The sequence below is a fragment of the Campylobacter sp. MIT 21-1684 genome (assembly GCF_026241315.1).
Classification (GTDB): domain Bacteria; phylum Campylobacterota; class Campylobacteria; order Campylobacterales; family Campylobacteraceae; genus Campylobacter_D.
The window spans coordinates 39,515-57,810 of the sequence record NZ_JAPHNA010000005.1; the positions used below are offsets into that span (position 1 = coordinate 39,515).

Sequence of the window (18,296 nt, forward strand, 5' to 3'; positions counted from 1 at the left end):
GGAATATGACCACGCTTTATGGGATTATGCAATATTTAGGAGAGTGCAAAGAAACACAAGCTGTAAGTCCAAGTTTCCAAAATAAATTAAATAACAATAATTTAAATTTTAGTTTGGATAAATATAAAAATATAAAGCCTTTGAGTGTAAATAATGGAATACAAGTTTTACGAGGCTTTGCAGATTCTCAAACGCTTGCAAGTATCTCACAAACAAATGAGGAATATCAAAGAAAAATAGAATCCAATCACAAACGAGAGATTGAAGAATACCTTATAAAAAATACTCAAGATAAAATATATTTCCCTGAAGTTACTTTGCTCTATGAGTATGATGCTACTATTGCTCCAGAAGAATTGCCTATAAAATTTTTAATTGATGCACTTGATACAAAAGATGTAAATATTTTAGCTAGGATAGAGGCAATAGGCGTAGCCTCTCTTAGTATTGATGAAGAAAAAGAAAAACTTTATCGCCTAGATGGAAATCATCGCTTGGAGGTATTGGGTAAAGCTGCAAGCGATGGGCTTAAGAAAAACGAAATAAAGAGAGCTACTTCAAATAATATTTTTCAGACCAACAGAATGCTTTCATTTTGTGTAATTTTGGTTGCCAAAACTCAAAATTTTTCTTATGAACATCTATATTTTTACTTATTAAATTCTAAATCTCTGCCAATAAATGCCATTAAGACTTTAGATATTATTACAAAAGCTGATAATAGGGAATTAAAAGAATTTGTAGAAAATGATAAATTTTTATCATTATTAGATTCATTAAAAGAATCGTGGCAAGATTTTGATGATAAAGAAAAAGAGGTTTTAATTAGTGTTGTTAATGAAATGATTAGTGAGAAAGAAGAGAAAGATTTAAGTAACATATTAAAAGAAGCCATAGGTATTTATAAAGGAGAAAAAAACTTAGAAAATACACAAGAATCAATGCTCGGGATTATATGTTTCTTAAGATTAAAAGCTAAAGATTGTGATGAAACAAAAGAGAAATTAAGATATTTTAAGCGGTGGGTTGGAAAATTCCACTATGATATTTCGCATTTCAAAAAGATAAGTGATTTGTATGAATCTTTTATAAAATATGACGAAGAAATAAGAAAGACAAGATCTATTTTTGTCGCAATGGAATTTAATGAAGATTATTTGAAAGTATATAAAAGTGCTATTAATAATGTCATAAACAGAATCAAAGGTGAAAATAATTTGTTCAATTTTGAACTTATACCTATTATGGAGCAAAAATCTGATGTTAATATTCCTGATGAAATTTTTAAAAGTATAAGGGATTCGCACATTGTGATTGTTGATATAAGCACAAATAATACAAATGTATTATTAGAGTATGGTTATGCAAAAGGATTGGAAAAGTATATTATTTTAAGCTATTGTAAAAAATGGCAAAAAGAAATACTTAAAGATTTTGAAAATATTAAGGGCAAAAAATATTTAGAGAAAATAAAAAAGGATTTAGAGCAAAAAGCGTTTGATGTGAAAGTTAATAATTGTCCGTCTTGGGAGGAAAAGAATATATTAGAGGGAATATTAGAAAAAGAAATAAAAGAGTATTTGAAGAATGTATAAAGATTTTGTGAGATATTTATGCAAGGTTGAAATTGTGTCCGTTGCTAAAAATGCTTTAATCTTGCAGCTTTATAATGATAAAGAAAGCAATTTTGAGGAGTTAAGAGAAGAGTTTGGTATAGACAAAGCAGAGATTCCAAAAACTCCTAAAGCCTATGATACACTAAGAGCAAAGCAAGATATTGCCATTGCCAAGCTGTATGGATTAGACAAGGAGGAGTTTTGCTATTTGTTAGAATCTTTTAAAGTCCTGCAAAGCAAACAACCCCAATTCATCGCACTTTTGAAAAACTCTGCCTTTTGGGAGTAGGAATGATATGTTAAAATTACACATTGCAAAGAAAGGGTGCTTATGAAGATTCACATTAAAAACATCGGAATGCTTGATGAAGCGGAGTTTGACACTTATGAGTTGTTTACTTGAATTCTACAAAAGACTTTGTAGCTCTTTTGTTTTAAATACTCAAAAAAGTTTCATTGTATTTTTCCACCGACAAATCTAATAAAAAGATTTTTAAAACTATTAGATTAAAAAATCATTTCATTTTCATTTAGCTGCATATTTTGTCTTGGTAGAGGCGATTTTGGTGTGTAATATTCTACATTTCCTTTAAAAAGAGTTTTATAAACCTTATCAGGCACTTCAAATTTTTTTGTTGTATCTGGGAATTTTTGCAAATATTGAGTGAGAAATTCTTTGAAGACAGGAGCAGCAGTTCTTGCTCCTCCTTCGATTGAACGCATAGGTTTGTTGTTATCATTGCCATACCAGATTAAAGCTTCTATTTCTGGTGTGATACCACAAAACCACGCATCGACGCTTTTATTTGTTGTACCTGTTTTACCCGCTATTTCTATTCCTTCAATTTTTGCATTGCGACCTGTGCCTTTTTCTACAACCCCTTTCATCATATCAAGCATTAAAAAACTTTGTTCCCTCTCACTTATTCTGTGTTCTTGTGAAGTAAATTCTAGTACTAAATTTCCATTTTTATCTAGGACTTCTTTGATAATTTGAAGTTCTTTTATAGCTCCGTAGTTTCCAAACATCGTGTAAAATTGGGCAAATTCGAGTGGAGAGATTCCAAAACTTCCAAGTACTATGGACAAATCAAGTGGCATATTTTGAAAACCCATAGTCTTAAGTTTTGAATATACCACATCAATTCCTATGTCTAAAGTCAAATTAATTGTTGCTAAATTTCTTGATCTCTCAAGAGCTTGTTTTAAGGTAATAAGTCCTTGAAAGTTGTTTCCTAAATTTTTTGGTTTCCAGTTGTCATTTTCAAAAATTCTTGAAATATCAGCCACTTCACTCATAGGCGAATAACCTAGATTGAGAGCAATTTGATACACGAAAGGTTTAAAGGCACTGCCGGGTTGTCTTGCACTTTGTGTAGCTCTATTGTAGTTACTTTTTGCATAATCAATCCCACCAACTAAAGCAAGCACATCGCCATTTTGATGATTTGCTACTACCATTGCCCCATTGAGTGTATTTAAGTTAGCTTCTTTATCGCGCTTTATAATTTCATCATAGCCAAATTTTAAAGCGTTTTGTGCCATTTCTTGTATATCAAGATCTATATTTAAAATGATAGTATAGCCACCTGTCTTTAAATCGTTTATTTTAGGGCTTAGTTGTTTAAGCACTTCATCAACTACATAAGGGGCAACGTTTTTTGTAAGAGTGTCATCATAAATTTGAGGATTTTCTTTGATAGCTGTATCGTATTCTGTTTTTGAAATCCAGCCTAAAGTAAAAAGCCTTTGTATGACATTATTTGCTCTTGATATAGAAAGATCAAGATGTTTAGTGGGATCATAACTGCTTGGAGCTTTTGGCATACCTACAAGCATAGCTATTTCTTTGAGGGTGAGTTCGTTAAGATTTTTGTGAAAATATCCCTGTGCTGCTGTCTTAACTCCATAATACCCGTGTCCAAAAAAAATAAAATTTAAATACCTCTCTAAAATTTCTTCTTTGCTTAAAATATTTTCTAATTTGTAAGCAAGTAAAGCTTCGCGAATTTTTCTGCTTAAAGTACGTTCAGGAGTAAGTTCTGTGTTTTTTATAAATTGTTGTGTAAGTGTAGAAGCTCCTTCCATAGTTTTACCACCGCTTTTTACAATTTTGATTATAGCTCTAAAAATAGCATCGATATTAATGCCATTATGTTCAAAAAAACTTGTATCTTCAATGGCTATGAGTGCTTCAATAAGACGCGGAGGGAATTCTTCATAAGTGGCATAAAAGCGATTTTGTTCAAAGATGTTTGCTACAAGTCTGCCTTTTCTATCGAAAATTTGAGTTGTGAGTGGTGGTTTGTATTCTTTAAAGGAATATTCTTGTGTGTCTGCAAGAGTGAAAATATAAAATATATACAGCATTGCTATTACAAAAAGTACTAACAGAAAAGACACAACAGAATTCAAAAATTTCATAAATAAGCCTTTAGAGTATCAGTGTCAAGTCCTAAAGAGGTGCTTGTATTGCCAATTTGCTTTATGATGTATTTTTTATGAAAACCCTCACACATAAGAGCTCCTGCTTTACCTTTATAAAGATCGCTTTGAATATAAGTTTTGCATTCATTTGCATCGAATTGCTTAAAAAATAAGGTTGTTTTTGAAAGTGAAAAAATTCTTTTTTGCGGTGCTTTTAATAAAAATGCACTTAGAATATCTACTGAATTATTACTTTGTAAATTTAGCATATATAAAGCTTCTTCTTTTGTTTTTGCTTTTGTAAGAATAGCACCACCAACACTTACTATACTATCAGCAAAAAGAATAGTTTTATCATCTGTATCTTTTATTTGTTGGCAAAATTGTTTTTCTTTATTCAGCACTATTTTTTGTACAGATTCATCTGCTTTGAGGGTTTTTTCAAGATTTTCGTCATAGTCAAAAAATACTTGTGTAAAAGCTATGTGAGCTTTTTGTAATAAATTTGCACGAGAATTTGAGCTTGAAGCAAGAATAAGCATTATAAACCTTTTTCAATTTGGGTACTAAGTGTCTGTAAGGCTTCATCTATCTTGTGTAAGTGTTTGCCACCACCTGTTGCAAAATCATCTTTACCACCGCCATTTCCACCTAGAATTTGAGTCAGTTCTTTGACTAATAAAGCAGCCTTAAAAGGAGCATTTTTTACCCCAACAGCGAGAGTGATTTTTTCATCTTTAACTTGGATAAGTGCAATAACAGCTTTTTCAAAGCTGTTTTTAAATTCATCAATTCTTGTCTTAATTTCATCATTGTCAAGTCTTTGGATACAAATTTGCACTCCTTTATTGTTGTGAGACACTAAAGGATCTTTACGGGAATTTTTGCATTCATTTTTAAGTGTTAGAAGTTCATTTTTTAGTTTTTTAATTCCTACTAAGAGTTCATTAGTTTTTAATTCATCTTTTGCACAAAGAAGTTCATTTTTTAGTTTTTTTAAATATGCAAGAGCTGCTTGTGAAACTACAGCTTCTATACGTCTGATTCCTGCGCTTACTCCACTTTCTTTGGTTATATAAAAACTTCCAATTTGGGCTGTGTTTTTTACGTGGGTACCTCCGCAAAGTTCTTTGCTTGCACCGAGTGTTAAAACTCGCACTTTGGAGTCGTATTTTTCATTAAACAAAGCAAGGGCTCCGCTTTCTTTGGCTTCTTTTAAAGGCATAATTTCAAGCAAAGCGTCATTGCTTTGTATGATCATTTCATTGACCATATTTTCAATGTTTTCAAGTTCATCTTTGCTTAAAGCTTTTGGGTGAGTAAAGTCAAAACGTAACTTATCGCTTTCAACTAAGGAACCTGCTTGTGTGATATGATTTCCAAGAATATGTCGTAAGGCATAATGTAAAAGATGTGTTGCAGAATGATGACGCGCGATTTGCTCTCTTTTTTCTTTGTCAATTTTTACTTCAACATATGTTTTTGTTTGTAATGTACGCGAAGCTTTTACAAGACTTAAATTTAATCCAAAGAATTTTTGTGTATCGATAACCTCATTTTCTCCTATATAACCCGTATCAGCACTTTGCCCACCACCTGTGGCGTAAAAAGGAGTGCTTTCTAAAAAAACCCAACCGAGCTTTCCTTGGTCAAGGTAATCAATTATCTTATAATTTTCATCTAAAAGAGCAAGAATTTTACTCTTTTGAAAAGAATTTTCATACCCGCTAAAATGATTTTGCCCAAAATCTTCAAGCAATTTTTTAAAATCGCCGTTGATCGCTTTATCCCCACTTCCTTTCCAAGAAGCCTTTGCACGAGTTTTTTGTTCATTCATTAAATTCTCAAAACCTTTTTCATCTACTTTAAAACCTTTATCTCTAAGCATATCAGTAGTTAAATCAAGAGGAAAACCATAAGTATCGTAAAGTTTAAAAGCTACTTGTGCGCTAAAAATATTTTTTGTATTTTTTAATTCTTCGTTAAAAAGTTCGATACCTCTTTCTATGGTGATTAAGAAACGTTCTTCTTCAAGTTGTATTTGCTCTTCAATCAGTTTTTTCTTTTTAAAAAGATAGCTATAATGTTGTCCCATCAGTTCGCAAAGCTTAAAAACAAGTTTGTATAAAAAAGGTTCTTTCAACCCTAATAAATAGCCGTGTCTCAAAGCTCTACGTACAATACGTCTTAAAACATAACCTCTGCCTTCTTTATCAAAATGTACCCCTTGTGCAAGCAAAAATACGCTTGAGCGGATATGATCAGCTATTACACGGTAGCTTGCTCCGTCTTTATAGACATATGGTTTGGCACAAAGATCGGCTATTTCATTGATTAAAGGCATAAATAATGAGCTGTCAAAATTGCTTAATTTTCCTTCTTTAAGAGCCACAATCCTTTCAAGTCCCATTCCTGTATCAATACTTGGTTTTGGTAATGGAGTAAGTATGCCATCAGTACTTCTTTCATATTGCATAAAAACTAAATTCCAAATTTCTAAAAAACGATCCCCATCTCCTCCCATACAATCTTCTCTACTTTTAAAATGCTCAGCACCTTGGTCATAAAAAATTTCACTACAAGGCCCACAAGGTCCTGTATCTCCCATTTGCCAAAAATTGTCCTTATCGCCAAATTGATAAATTCTTTCTTTTGCTATATGTTTTTGCCAAAGTTTATAGGCTTCTTTATCATTTTTATGGACAGTAACATAGAGTTTTTTTTTGTCAAACATCAATATTTGAGTGATAAATTCCCAAGCATATGCGATAGCTTCTTCTTTAAAATAGTCTCCAAAGCTGAAATTCCCAAGCATTTCAAAAAAAGTGTGGTGTCTGGCTGTATAGCCAACATTATCTAAGTCGTTATGTTTTCCACCCGCTCTTATGCAAGTTTGGCAGCTTGTTTTTCTTGGGGGATTAGGCAAAGGGACCTCCCCTGTGAAAATATTTTTAAAAGGCACCATTCCTGCATTTGTAAATAATAAACTTGCATCATCTGGAACTAAAGGGCTTGACTGTGTTATTTCGTGTCCTTTAGATTGGAAAAAATGCAAAAATTCATTTCGAATATCCATAAACAACTTCCTTAAATTAAAGTCTAATATCATACCAAAATTACTTTAAATTCAGTAAAACTTAATTATAATCGGTTCTTTGTTCAATATTTTTAAATGCAAATCAATATGAACAAAGCAATGATTTTGAATGCAAGTTTTCAAGCTAATACTTTTTATACCACTTTTGAGAAATTTTTATGAAATATGTTGTGTTTTTAAATATGGGCGGAGTGAGTCATAAAGACGAATGTGAGCTTTTTTTGAAAAATATGTTTAATGATCCTTATATTTTAGGGATTAAAAATACATTTTTGCGTACAATTGTAGCTTCGATAATTACGCGGGCAAGAGTAAAAACTATGCAAAAAAATTATGCCCATTTAGGAGGAAAATCCCCTTTAAATGAGATTACAGAAAGACTTTGCAAGAAACTAAACGATGCAACAAATGAGTATGTGTTTGATTTTGTAAATTCGTATGTACCGCCTTTTGCACAAGATTTTTTACAAAAATATTCTTTTAAAACAGATGATGAATGCATTCTTTTTCCTTTGTATCCTCACCATTCTTGTACCACTGTAACTTCAGCACTTGAACTCTTTCAAAAATGTCTTGAGAAGTTGCAGTTTAAACTCGCTCTATCTAATACAGAAGTTTTTTATCAAAACTCGCAGTATAATGAAATGATCATACAGCATATACTAAAAGCTAATAAAGATTTTCAAAGTCCTAAAAAAAAGACTTTGATTTTTTCTGCACACTCTTTACCTGTATCTATTATTAAAAAAGGTGATTTGTATGAAAAACATATACAAGAACATTTTAAATTTCTTAAAACACGTTTAAAGAATTTTTTCGATGATATTATACTTTCTTATCAGTCAAAACTTGGACCTGTGAAATGGTTGGGACCAAATACAAGTGATATTTTAGCCCAACTTAACAATGAAGCTCTCATTTATCCTCTTTCTTTTTGCATCGATTGTTCAGAGACTGTTTTTGAACTTGAAATTGAATACAGAAAAATAGCTTCTAAAAATTATAAAGTAATAACTTGTCCAAATGATAGTGATGAATTTGTGAATTTTATTTTAGAATTTGTAAGCAAAAAAATTTTATAACTCTTCTATTTATTTTTTATATCTTAGATATAGTTTTGTAAAAAATTCTTCATTCAATTACTTCTTTTCCCAACTTTTCCATTTAGTTTTGTATTTTTGATTTGAAAATCTGTTGTCATTATTTAAAATAAAAGCTATTTAGCCCTTTTTTTCAATGTTTTGAAATAAAAAATTAAATTACTAATAAAAAATATATAAATTATTTCTTAAATTTATATATTTTTAAACTATTTTGAATATAATTTTCTTATAATTTTATTGAAAGGAAGGAAAAAAGTATGGATGCTATCAATTCAAGCTTTATTTTATTATGCACTTTGCTTGTTTTATTAATGACTCCGTCTTTGGCTATGTTTTATTCTGGTATGGTGAAGAGTAAAAATACTTTAAACACTATTATGAACTGTTTTATTGTATTTGGGGTAATTACCTTGCAATGGATAGTGCTTGGTTATACTCTTTCTTTTGGTCCTGACTCTGGTTTTGCTTTTATAGGAAATCTTGAAAATGCTTTCTTAAAAAATCTTGATGGTTTGAATGATTCTGGAGTACCAAATATTTTGTTTATGGCTTTTCAAATGATGTTTGCCTTGATTGCTTGTGCTATTATCACGGGTTCTTTAGTTGGTAGGATTAAACTTGGTGTTTTGGTTGTATTTTTGCTTTTTTGGAGCACTTTTGTTTATGATGTTTTAGCACATATGATTTGGAGTGAAGATGGTTTCTTACTCGTTCGCGGCAGTCTTGATTTTGCAGGTGGAGGTGTTGTGCATATTAGCTCTGGAGTTGCAGGTTTAGTTGGTGCTTTGCTTGTTGGAGCAAGAAAAGGAGGGCAAGAAAATTCAAACGCTCATTCTATTCCTTATGCTTTTTTAGGGGCAATTTTGCTTTTTATAGGTTGGCTTGGTTTTAATGCAGGAAGTGCCGGTGGTGTTGATATGATTGCTGTTAATGCGTTTGTGGTGAGTATAATAAGCGCTGCTATGGGTTTTTTAACTTGGGTTCTTCTTGAATGGCTTTTACATAAAAAACCAACTATTTTAGGAGGTTTAAGTGGTTTAGTTGCCGGACTTGTCGGTATTACACCAGCTTGTGGTTTTGTTGATGTGTTTGCAAGTTTATTTATAGGTTTCTTTGCTTCAGTGTTTTGTTATTTTGGTTTGAGTTTTATTAAATACAAGCTAAAACTAGATGATTCCTTAGATGCTTTTTCTTTGCACGGCATAGGAGGTATTTGGGGAGGCATAGCTACCGGACTTTTTGCTAATGCAAAAATTAATCCAGCTGTCGTTTCTGATACAGCTTTAGGAGAGGGTTTTTTAATAAGCGGAAACACTGCTTTGTTTTTTGAACAACTCTTTGCTATTTGTGTTTGTATAGTCTTGTCTGCTGCGATGAGTTTTCTTTTTTTTAAAATTATAGGACTTTTTACAAGCTTGAGAGTAGAGGAGGAAATTGAACACAAAGGTCTTGATATTCATTTACACGGAGAGAAGGCTTATAACTAATATAATATTCAAATTTTAAATACTATATTAAAAAATTATATTAAGTTATATTTTATTTAAATTAATGGAGATTATTGTGAGATTAAGTCCGAGAGAAATAGAAAAATTGCTTTTACATTATGCTGGTGTTGTGGCAAAAGAGAGAAAGAAAAAAAAGATAAAGCTTAATTATGTTGAAGCCATAGCTTTAATCAGTATGGAGATTATGGAAAGTGCAAGAGAAGGTAAGAAAACAGTTGCAGAGCTTATGAGTTATGGAAGAGAGCTTTTAAAAGCCAATGAAGTGATGGATGGAGTGGCAAGTATGATTGATGAAGTGCAGGTTGAAGCAAGTTTTTTAGATGGTACCAAGCTTGTTACTATTCATAATCCTATTGAGGATACTTGTACATTTACTCCCGGTGAATATATACTTTCAAATGAAGATATAGTGCTTAACCATAACAAAGAATCTTTAAGTATTAAGGTTTTAAACAAAGGTGATAGACCCATACAAGTGGGTTCTCATTTTCATTTTTTTGAAGTCAATAGCTTTTTGCACTTTGAGCGTGAAAAAGCTATTGGTAAAAGACTTGATATTGCTTCAGGTACTGCTGTGAGGTTTGAACCGGGTGAAAGTAAAATTGTAGAATTAATTGATTTTGGCGGAAAAAGAAAATTCTGTGGATTGAATACTTTTATAAATTCAAAAAAAGCCAACAGATAAAAATTGAGCAAATAAAATAAAGGCAAAAGATGAAAAAAATTTCACGAAAAGATTATGTTGCTATGTATGGACCAAGTGTTGCAGATAAAATAAGACTTGCGGATACAAATTTGTTTTGCGAAATTGAAAAGGATTTTACACTTTATGGTGAAGAGGTAAAATTTGGTGGAGGTAAAAACATACGTGATGGTATGGCACAGAGTGCAAGTGTATATAAAAATGAACTTGATCTTGTGATTACAAATGCAGTGGTTATTGATTATACAGGTATTTTTAAAGCTGATATTGGGATTAAAGATTCAAAAATTATTGCACTTGGTAAAGCTGGTAATCCAGATACACAAGATGGAGTAAATATGATTATCGGTTGTAGTACTGAGGTGATAGCAGCTGAAGGTTTGATTGTAACAGCTGGAGGCATTGATACGCATATTCATTTTATCTCACCGACTCAAATTCCAACTGCTTTGTATAGTGGCATTACGACGATAATAGGTGGAGGTACAGGACCTACTGCAGGAACGAAAGCTACTACTTGCACTCCCGGACAAACAAATATCAGTTTAATGCTCCGTTGTGCTGAGGCTTTTGCTGTGAATTTGGGATTTTTTGGTAAAGGTAATAGTTCTAATGAAAAGGCTTTGGAAGAACAAATCAAAGCTGGAGCTTTAGGTTTAAAGATACACGAGGATTGGGGAGCAACACCTGCTGTTATCGATAAGGCTTTAAATGTAGCACAAAAATATGATGTACAAGTGGCTATTCATACTGATACTTTGAATGAAAGCGGATTTCTTGAAGAAACTTTAGCCGCGATTAATGGTAGGACAATTCACACTTTTCACACAGAAGGTGCTGGTGGTGGGCATGCGCCCGATATCATAAAAGCAGCTGGGCAACTAAATGTTTTACCAGCTTCTACAAATCCTACTTTGCCATTTACAAAAAACACTCTTGATGAGCATTTGGATATGCTTATGGTATGCCATCATTTAGATAAAAATATAAAAGAGGATTTAGCTTTTGCAGATAGTAGGATTCGACCTGAAACTATAGCAGCAGAAGATACTTTGCATGATATGGGTGTTTTATCTATTGTAAGTTCTGATTCTCAAGCTATGGGAAGAGTTGCAGAACTCATTACAAGAACTTGGCAAATGGCTGATAAATGTAAAAATGAATTTGGGCTTTTGCAAGAGGAAAATGGAGAAAATGATAATTTTAGAATTAAAAGATATATAGCAAAATATACTATCAATCCGGCTATTGCATGTGGAATTTCTGAATATGTAGGTTCGGTTGAAGTTGGAAAATTTGCTGATTTGGTGCTTTGGAAAAGAGCTTTGTTTGGGATAAAACCTGAAATGATACTTAAGAATGGTTTTATTGTTGCTTCGCAAATGGGCGATTCAAATGCTTCTATCCCAACACCTCAACCTGTGATGTATGCACCGATGTTTGGGAGTTATGGTCAGGCAGTACAAGAGTGTGCTAACATTTTTGTTTCACAGAAAGCTTTTGACTTGGGCATTAAACAAAAATTAGGGCTTCAAAAAAGGGTTTTGCCTGTTAAAAACTGCACCAACCTTACAAAGAAAGAGATGAAATTTAACGATGTGGTTGCAAATATAGATGTAAATCCAGAAAGTTATGAAGTAAAGATTGATGGAAAGCTAATCACTTCTCAACCTGTCGATAAAGTTGCTTTAGGACAGCTTTATACTTTATTTTAGTTAAAGATTGAGTATCTAAAAATAAAAAGGAAAAAAATGCTAGGGCTTGTTTTGTTTTATGTCGGTGCTGTGTTGATGAGTAATGGTATATGCCGTTTAAGTCGTGTTGAAATTAAATCGGCTGCTATAATGAATTTCTTTGTTGGCGCACTTTGCGTTTCTGTTAATTGCATTTATATTGCAAAAGCTATTTTCAGTGATGGCGAACTTAGTGATTTTTATATAGGAGCAATGGGACTGCTTTTTGGTTTTACATATCTTTTTATAGCCTTAAATGCTTTTTTCGACCTTGATCAAAGAGCTTTAGCTTATTTTAATTTGTTTGTAGCTTTAAATACTATTCCAGCAGCTTTTTTAAGTTATGATCATACAATACAAGGTTTAGTTTTTAGTGTTATTTAGCTTGCTTGGGGAATTTTATGGTTTTCGGTTTTTTTAGAGCTTTGTATCAATAAAGAATTACATTTCGTTCCATATTTAGCTTTATTTGAAGGTGTTTTTACAGCTTTTCTTCCTGCTTGGCTTTTTTTTACAGGTGTTTTCAAATGATTATAGAACGTATTTTAGGAAATATCCATCAAGAAATTGTTCAAGGTTTTGAAGTTGATAAGGTTGAGCTTGAGTGGTTTAATGCTTTTAGAAGAATCCATCGCTTTGAGACAAAGCAGGGTGAAGTGTTTGCTGTAAGATTAAAACAAAATAAAGGTTTAAATGACGGAGATATTCTTTTTAAAGAAAAAGGAAGGATAATTATTGTTTGTATAGTTCCTGTTGTAACTTTATGTGTGCGTTTAGAAGGGCTTTGTGCTGTGGCAGGTTTATGCTATGAGCTTGGAAATTTACATACAGCTTTATTTTTTCTTCCTCAAAATATGGAATTTCAAATTCCTTTTCAAGCACACTTGCAAAAGGTTTTAGAAAGACTTAATCTGTCTTTTGAAAAGAAAATGTGCATTTTGAATTCAAAAGACAGACTTATGATTGCAAACACATTAAAAATGGATTTAAATTGCGAAATTTCTATGAGATCAAAAAAATGAATTTTTTACTTTTGCAAATTACCGACTCTGCTTTTCCCATAGGTGCTTTTGCACATTCTTTTGGTTTAGAAACTTATGTGCAGTGTGGAAAGATAGCTAAAGCTCAGGAACTTAAGGAGTATATGAAAGCGTATTTAGGCACTCTTTTATATACTGATTTTTTAGTTTTAAAACTCATTGAACAAAGCAGTTCTTTAGAAGAAGTTCTTGAGCTTGAAACTCTTTTTTGTGCAAGCATACAAGCTGCTGAGCTTCGTAATGCAATGCATAAATTGGGTAAATCTTTTCTTAAATGCCTCAATGCTCTTGCTTTGGAAGAAAAAGAGGATTTTTTAAAATATCAAAAGCAAAGTAAATTGTATCTATATCCTTGTGTTTATGGAGTTTTTTGTAAGGCATATGCAATGGAATTTGAACACTATCTTAAGGCATATATGTATTCACAAACTTCAAATCAAATTACTACTTGTGTAAAACTTGTACCACTTGCACAGAGTGAAGGGCAAGAAGTTCTTGCTTCCTTGCATACTGAATTTGAAAACTTGGTTAAAAGGCTTGACAAGCTTGACAAAGAGGATTTTTGTGCTGTGAGTCCTGCTTATGAGATTAAAGCTATGGCACATCAAAATCTTTATTCAAGACTTTATATGTCTTAAAAGGAGAAATTATGATAACAATTGGAATAGGGGGACCTGTTGGCAGTGGAAAAACAGCTTTGATTGAGGCTTTGACAAGACAAATGAGTGCAAACTATTCTTTGGCTGTGATTACTAATGATATTTATACTCAAGAAGATGCTAGGTTTATGAGTGAAAATTCTGTTTTAGATTCGGCAAGAATTTTAGGCGTAGAAACAGGAGGTTGTCCTCATACTGCTATTCGAGAAGATGCTTCTATGAATTTGCAAGCTTTAGAAGAAATGGAGCGGAGATTTACAGATTTAGAGCTTGTGTTTATAGAAAGTGGCGGTGATAATTTAGCTGCAAGTTTTAGTCCTGAACTTGTTGATTTTAGTATTTTTGTTATTGATGTTTGTGCTGGAGATAAAATTCCACGCAAAGGAGGACCCGGTATAATGCACTCTGACTTGCTTTGTATCAATAAAATAGATCTTGCTACTTATGTAGGAGCAGATTTAAGTTTAATGAAAGATGACACAAAGAGAATGCGTGGTGAAAAACCTTTTGTTTTCACAAATTTACGAACAAAGGAGGGTTTAGATTCTGTGATAGAATGGATAAAAAAACATGCACTTTTAGAAGAATTTCTATGAGTGTTTTTGCACAAAAAAGCGTTTTAAAACTTAAAACAAAGCTTTCATTTAAAAACAATACTTGTGTTGAGAGTTTATATTTTACTCCACCGCTTAAAATTATTTGTCCCAATCAAAAAGTTGAAAAATTAGAGCTTATGCTTTTATCAGTATCAGCAGGATTGATGAAAGATGATGAGCAAGATATTGTTATAGAAATAGGCAAACAAAGCAAAGTAAAGCTTTGTTCTCAAAGTTACGAAAAGATTCATAATACCTACGATTCTTTTGCAAGTAAAAACAGCCTGATATGTCTTAAAGAAGGCGCTTTTTTGCAGTACGATCCTTTGCCTGTAATTGCCTTTGCAAATTCAAGTTTTAAAGCTACAACTTGTATCAAGCTTGAAAAAAATTCTTCTTTGCATTATAGTGAAATTTTTTGTGCAGGAAGGGTTTTGAGAAATGAAATTTTTGCTTTTAAAGAATTTTGTTCTAAACTTTCAATTTTTCGCGATGAAGAGCTTATACTTTTTGATAATCTTTGCTTAAAACCTAAATATATGGCTTTGCAAAATTGTTGCCTCTTTGATGGCTACACTCATTATTTAAGTCTTATTTTGTTTGATGAGAATTTAGAATATGAAAATTTAAAACAGCAATGTCTTGCTTCTAAGCTTAATATTGGTATAAGCTCCTTAAATGGAGGTATTGTTGTGAGAGCTTTGGCAAATACAAGTGAAAGTTTAATAGAATTTAAAGAATCTCTCAAACTATAAAGGCTATTGTTTTGACTTTTATTTGTTTTGTGGTGAGAGAAAATTTTCACTGATTAAGGTATCCACGACATCTTTAAAAATAGGCAGAGCGCTTTGAGCAGCGTAGTAGCTGTAAGCTTTAGTAGGATTTCTTACTAACACTCCTATAGTATAAGCATTTTTGTCATCATTGGCAAAACCAAAGAAAGAAGCATTATAGCGGTTTGTTGTATAACCTTCTTTTTCAGCTATCCTTGCCGTCCCTGTTTTGCCTCCCACTATAATCCCTTGTGTTATAGCTTTTTTTCCTGTGCCTTTTTCTATAACATTGATAAGTATTTGTTGTATAGTTTTTGCTGTATTTTTTGAAAGGATTTTCTCTTGTTGTGTTTCAGTATCAAGATTTGTGAAATGTCCATTTTGAAAGAATTTTTCAGCTAAACGTGGAGTAATATATACTCCATCATTGTTAAATACATTATAGGCTGCAAGGAGTTGTATGAAGGTTGTTTTGAGTCCGTAACCATAACTTAAAACAGATTTTTCTATCTCTCTAAGTTTTTTTGGATTTGGCACTTCACCCTTTTGTTCATAAGGCAAGTCAATACCGCTTCTTTCTCCAAATTTAAAGATTCTTAGTCCAGCTATCATTTCTGCATTATTTAACCTTTTTGCAATTTGTATCATACCGATATTAGAAGAGTACATAATAATCTCTTCCATACTCATTTTATCTGCTTTGTGGTCATCTTGTATTGTAAAGCGTCCAAGTTTATATTGACCCCCATAGGTTTTGATAATTTCATCAGTTTTAATTTTCCCTAGACTTAAGGCTGTGCTAAAGATAAAAGGCTTGATTACAGAACCAGCTTCATAGCCATATTCAATAGCACTTGCATTCAATACAGATAAATCTTTTCCACGATTTTGTGGATTGTAGCGTCTTGTGCTTGCTAAAGTTACTATTTTACCGCTTTTGCTTTCCATAATCCCGACTAAAATCTCACTTGCCTGTAAGTCAGTATTTGTTTGATCTATAAGTTTTTCTATACTTTTTTGTAGTTTTAAAGAGATATTAAGGTATAAATCACATCCATTAATTTTTTTTTGCTGCAAGGAACTTGAATTTAAAATAATATTACCACCTATGTCTTTTAAGCCTTGAATTTTTTCATTTTGTAAAGCACTAAGGCATTGGTCATAATATTTTTCCAAACCTTTTACACCTTTATTTTTTAAAACTCCATTTTCTTTATTCAAAAGCATTCGTGTATATCCTATGGCAGGAGTAAGAGAATCTTGTGATATATAGTTTCTATCTTCTTGATGTTCTATGATGTCAAGTCCTCTTGTTTCGACTCTGCCATTACTATTAGTAAAAGCTTTAAAAAAACCTTGAATATAGAGCTTTTTAGCTAAATCTTTAAGGTAACTTGCTTGTTTAGAATCTAAATTTTGCAGAAGTACAAAATTATAACTCCGTTTTTTTTGAGTTCGCATTCTTTTTTGAATCGCTTCAAGTTCATTGTCGCTAATACCGCTATAAATTTGAAAGAGTTTTAAAAAAAGGTCAAATTTATCTTTATTAATACTTCTAAGATCAATTTCAGCCCTGTAAATCTGACGAGAAGTAGCTATGGTAAAATTATCTTTAGTGATAATATTTCCTCTTAAAGCAAGGTTGTGTTGATTTTTTTCGGTATTTGGAATTTGACGCTTTGAGGTGAGAAAGAAAGTAGAACTAAGAAAAATAATCATAAACAAAAGTGCCATACAATACGCAAAGGCAACTTTTGAAACTCTATTTTTTTTATGTTCTTCCATAAAAATTTAGATTTGTGTTCTTGTTATTTCTTTATAGGCGTTTATGGCTTTGTTTCTTACTTCGAGCATAAATTTCATACTTGTTTCAGCTTTAGAAATGGCTATGGCTGCTTGATGTAAATCTTTGATTTGTCCGGTTGCAATATCTGTCATAGCTGCTTCACCAGCCTTTTGAGTTTTGTCTAAATCATCAAGCTCATTCTTAAGCATTTTTGCAAATTCATCTCCAATTGAGTTTTCTTTTGAAGTTTGGTTTGCACTGTCTTTCGTTTTGTTAAGTTGTCCTAGACTATTAATAGTATTCATTTTTATTATCCTCGTAATAGATCGATCGCACTTTGAGCGATAGTTTTAGCACTTGTAAAAGCACTTACATTAGCTTGATATGCCCTTGTAGCTTCTATTAAATCAGCCATTTCGATAACGGGATTGACATTAGGATATGCAACATAACCTTGTGCGTTTGCATCAGGATGATTTGGTTCATATTTCATACGAAAATCTTTATCATCTCGTACAACTTTATCAACTATAACACTCATAATTGCCGGTTTTGCGTCTTTTTGCGAACTCGGGTCATTAAGAGGATTTTCATATTTTAAAAAATTATTTTCTTTATTGATTTGTTTATTTAAAAACTTATCAAAATCTGTTGCTTTGAAAATCACCTCACGCCTCCTATAAGGACCACCTTCAGCTGTTCTAGTTGTATTGGCATTAGCAATATTAGAGCTAATGACATTCATTCTAAAACGTTGAGCACTTAAACCATATCCGCTAATATCAAAATCACTTAAGTATGCCATAATATACCTTTAACTTATTTTAGAACTTGCATCAAGTATAGAACTAAAAATAGTACCTTGTCTTCTCAAAACACCATCAAGTGCTGTAATCATCGCTGTATTTTTACTCATCTCTGTAGTTTCAACATCTAAATCAACAGTATTTCCATCATTTCGTGCTAAATGCCCGTCTCTTAAATAGATAGTTGATTTATTTGGATCAGGGAATTTCCAAGGTTTTTGATGTCCTTCTTCTGTAAGAGCGAGTTCTAGTTCTTTTTTATCATTTTTTTTGAAAATTTCATTTGCACGGTTGATTAAAGCTGTTTCAAATTCTATATCTCGTGCTTTATAAAAAGGGGTATCTACATTAGCAATATTAGAATTAATCATTTGATTTCTTAAATTTCTTCCCGCTAAAGCACTTATTACTAGTTCTTTTGATTTGAATGGTTGTAACATTCTGTCTCC

General features: G+C 32.0%; 17 protein-coding genes and 1 pseudogene. 11 read left to right on the forward strand and 7 right to left on the reverse strand.

The window, feature by feature from the left end:
* Positions 1 to 5: 5 nt before the first annotated feature.
* Both OQH62_RS03245 and OQH62_RS03250 read left to right on the forward strand, forming a co-directional pair.
* Positions 6 to 1,595, forward strand: coding sequence for a hypothetical protein (locus tag OQH62_RS03245; RefSeq protein WP_266013760.1), 1,590 nt, complete (start codon positions 6 to 8; stop codon positions 1,593 to 1,595).
* Entirely contained in the window at positions 1,588 to 1,905 is a 318-nt protein-coding gene (locus OQH62_RS03250; RefSeq protein WP_266013763.1) for a hypothetical protein, read from the forward strand. The genes OQH62_RS03245 and OQH62_RS03250 overlap by 8 nt, the downstream gene beginning before the upstream one ends.
* Before the next feature lie 218 nt (positions 1,906 to 2,123).
* Here OQH62_RS03250 and OQH62_RS03255 read toward each other — a convergent pair whose 3' ends face one another.
* From OQH62_RS03255 to alaS, 3 genes are read right to left on the reverse strand one after another with little or no spacing between them, the layout of a single operon-like run.
* The gene (locus tag OQH62_RS03255) at positions 2,124 to 4,040 is read right to left on the reverse strand and encodes a penicillin-binding protein 1A (RefSeq protein ID WP_266013766.1); all 1,917 of its coding nucleotides are present in this window, start codon (positions 4,038 to 4,040) and stop codon (positions 2,124 to 2,126) included.
* Entirely contained in the window at positions 4,037 to 4,585 is a 549-nt protein-coding gene (gene maf, locus OQH62_RS03260; RefSeq protein WP_266013769.1) for a septum formation inhibitor Maf, read from the reverse strand. Before maf ends, OQH62_RS03255 begins: the two co-directional genes overlap by 4 nt.
* On the reverse strand, positions 4,585 to 7,119 hold the full coding sequence (gene alaS, locus OQH62_RS03265) for an alanine--tRNA ligase (RefSeq protein WP_266013773.1): 2,535 nt from the start codon (positions 7,117 to 7,119) through the stop codon (positions 4,585 to 4,587). Before alaS ends, maf begins: the two co-directional genes overlap by 1 nt.
* A 179-nt stretch (positions 7,120 to 7,298) precedes the next feature.
* On the opposite strand from alaS, the gene hemH reads away from it, so the two are divergent.
* From hemH to OQH62_RS03310, 9 genes and pseudogenes are all read left to right on the forward strand, one after another.
* Entirely contained in the window at positions 7,299 to 8,222 is a 924-nt protein-coding gene (gene hemH, locus OQH62_RS03270) for a ferrochelatase (protein ID WP_266013775.1), read from the forward strand.
* A 278-nt stretch (positions 8,223 to 8,500) separates the two neighbouring features.
* Entirely contained in the window at positions 8,501 to 9,730 is a 1,230-nt protein-coding gene (locus tag OQH62_RS03275; protein WP_266013778.1) for an ammonium transporter, read from the forward strand.
* Positions 9,731 to 9,806: 76 nt separating this feature from the next.
* Positions 9,807 to 10,436, forward strand: coding sequence for an urease subunit gamma (ureA, locus tag OQH62_RS03280; RefSeq protein ID WP_323053600.1), 630 nt, complete (start codon positions 9,807 to 9,809; stop codon positions 10,434 to 10,436).
* 29 nt (positions 10,437 to 10,465) lie between these two features.
* Positions 10,466 to 12,169, forward strand: a complete 1,704-nt coding sequence (ureC, locus tag OQH62_RS03285) for an urease subunit alpha (RefSeq protein ID WP_266013781.1) — start codon at positions 10,466 to 10,468, stop codon at positions 12,167 to 12,169.
* A gap of 36 nt (positions 12,170 to 12,205) precedes the next feature.
* A pseudogene (locus OQH62_RS03290) lies at positions 12,206 to 12,718 on the forward strand (AmiS/UreI family transporter).
* On the forward strand, positions 12,715 to 13,209 hold the full coding sequence (locus OQH62_RS03295; RefSeq protein ID WP_266013783.1) for an urease accessory protein UreE: 495 nt from the start codon (positions 12,715 to 12,717) through the stop codon (positions 13,207 to 13,209). Before OQH62_RS03290 ends, OQH62_RS03295 begins: the two are co-directional and overlap by 4 nt.
* On the forward strand, positions 13,206 to 13,865 hold the full coding sequence (locus OQH62_RS03300) for an urease accessory protein UreF (protein WP_266013785.1): 660 nt from the start codon (positions 13,206 to 13,208) through the stop codon (positions 13,863 to 13,865). The genes OQH62_RS03295 and OQH62_RS03300 overlap by 4 nt, the downstream gene beginning before the upstream one ends.
* Before the next feature lie 11 nt (positions 13,866 to 13,876).
* Positions 13,877 to 14,482: an urease accessory protein UreG gene (gene ureG, locus OQH62_RS03305; RefSeq protein WP_266013788.1), complete on the forward strand. Its 606-nt coding sequence runs from the start codon at positions 13,877 to 13,879 to the stop codon at positions 14,480 to 14,482.
* Positions 14,479 to 15,237 (forward strand): urease accessory protein UreD, encoded by a 759-nt coding sequence (locus OQH62_RS03310; protein ID WP_266013791.1) that lies wholly within the window; start codon positions 14,479 to 14,481, stop codon positions 15,235 to 15,237. Before ureG ends, OQH62_RS03310 begins: the two co-directional genes overlap by 4 nt.
* 18 nt (positions 15,238 to 15,255) lie before the next feature.
* Here OQH62_RS03310 and OQH62_RS03315 read toward each other — a convergent pair whose 3' ends face one another.
* Genes OQH62_RS03315 through flgB form a run of 4 tightly spaced genes read right to left on the reverse strand, consistent with a single transcriptional unit; the run spans position 15,256 to position 18,287 of the window.
* Positions 15,256 to 17,040, reverse strand: coding sequence for a peptidoglycan D,D-transpeptidase FtsI family protein (locus tag OQH62_RS03315; RefSeq protein ID WP_266013794.1), 1,785 nt, complete (start codon positions 17,038 to 17,040; stop codon positions 15,256 to 15,258).
* Positions 17,041 to 17,046: 6 nt separating this feature from the next.
* The gene (fliE, locus tag OQH62_RS03320) at positions 17,047 to 17,346 is read right to left on the reverse strand and encodes a flagellar hook-basal body complex protein FliE (RefSeq protein WP_266013797.1); all 300 of its coding nucleotides are present in this window, start codon (positions 17,344 to 17,346) and stop codon (positions 17,047 to 17,049) included.
* A 5-nt stretch (positions 17,347 to 17,351) separates the two neighbouring features.
* Entirely contained in the window at positions 17,352 to 17,846 is a 495-nt protein-coding gene (flgC, locus tag OQH62_RS03325; RefSeq protein WP_266013800.1) for a flagellar basal body rod protein FlgC, read from the reverse strand.
* Between the two features lie 9 nt (positions 17,847 to 17,855).
* Entirely contained in the window at positions 17,856 to 18,287 is a 432-nt protein-coding gene (flgB, locus tag OQH62_RS03330) for a flagellar basal body rod protein FlgB (protein ID WP_266013802.1), read from the reverse strand.
* Positions 18,288 to 18,296 lie beyond the last annotated feature (9 nt).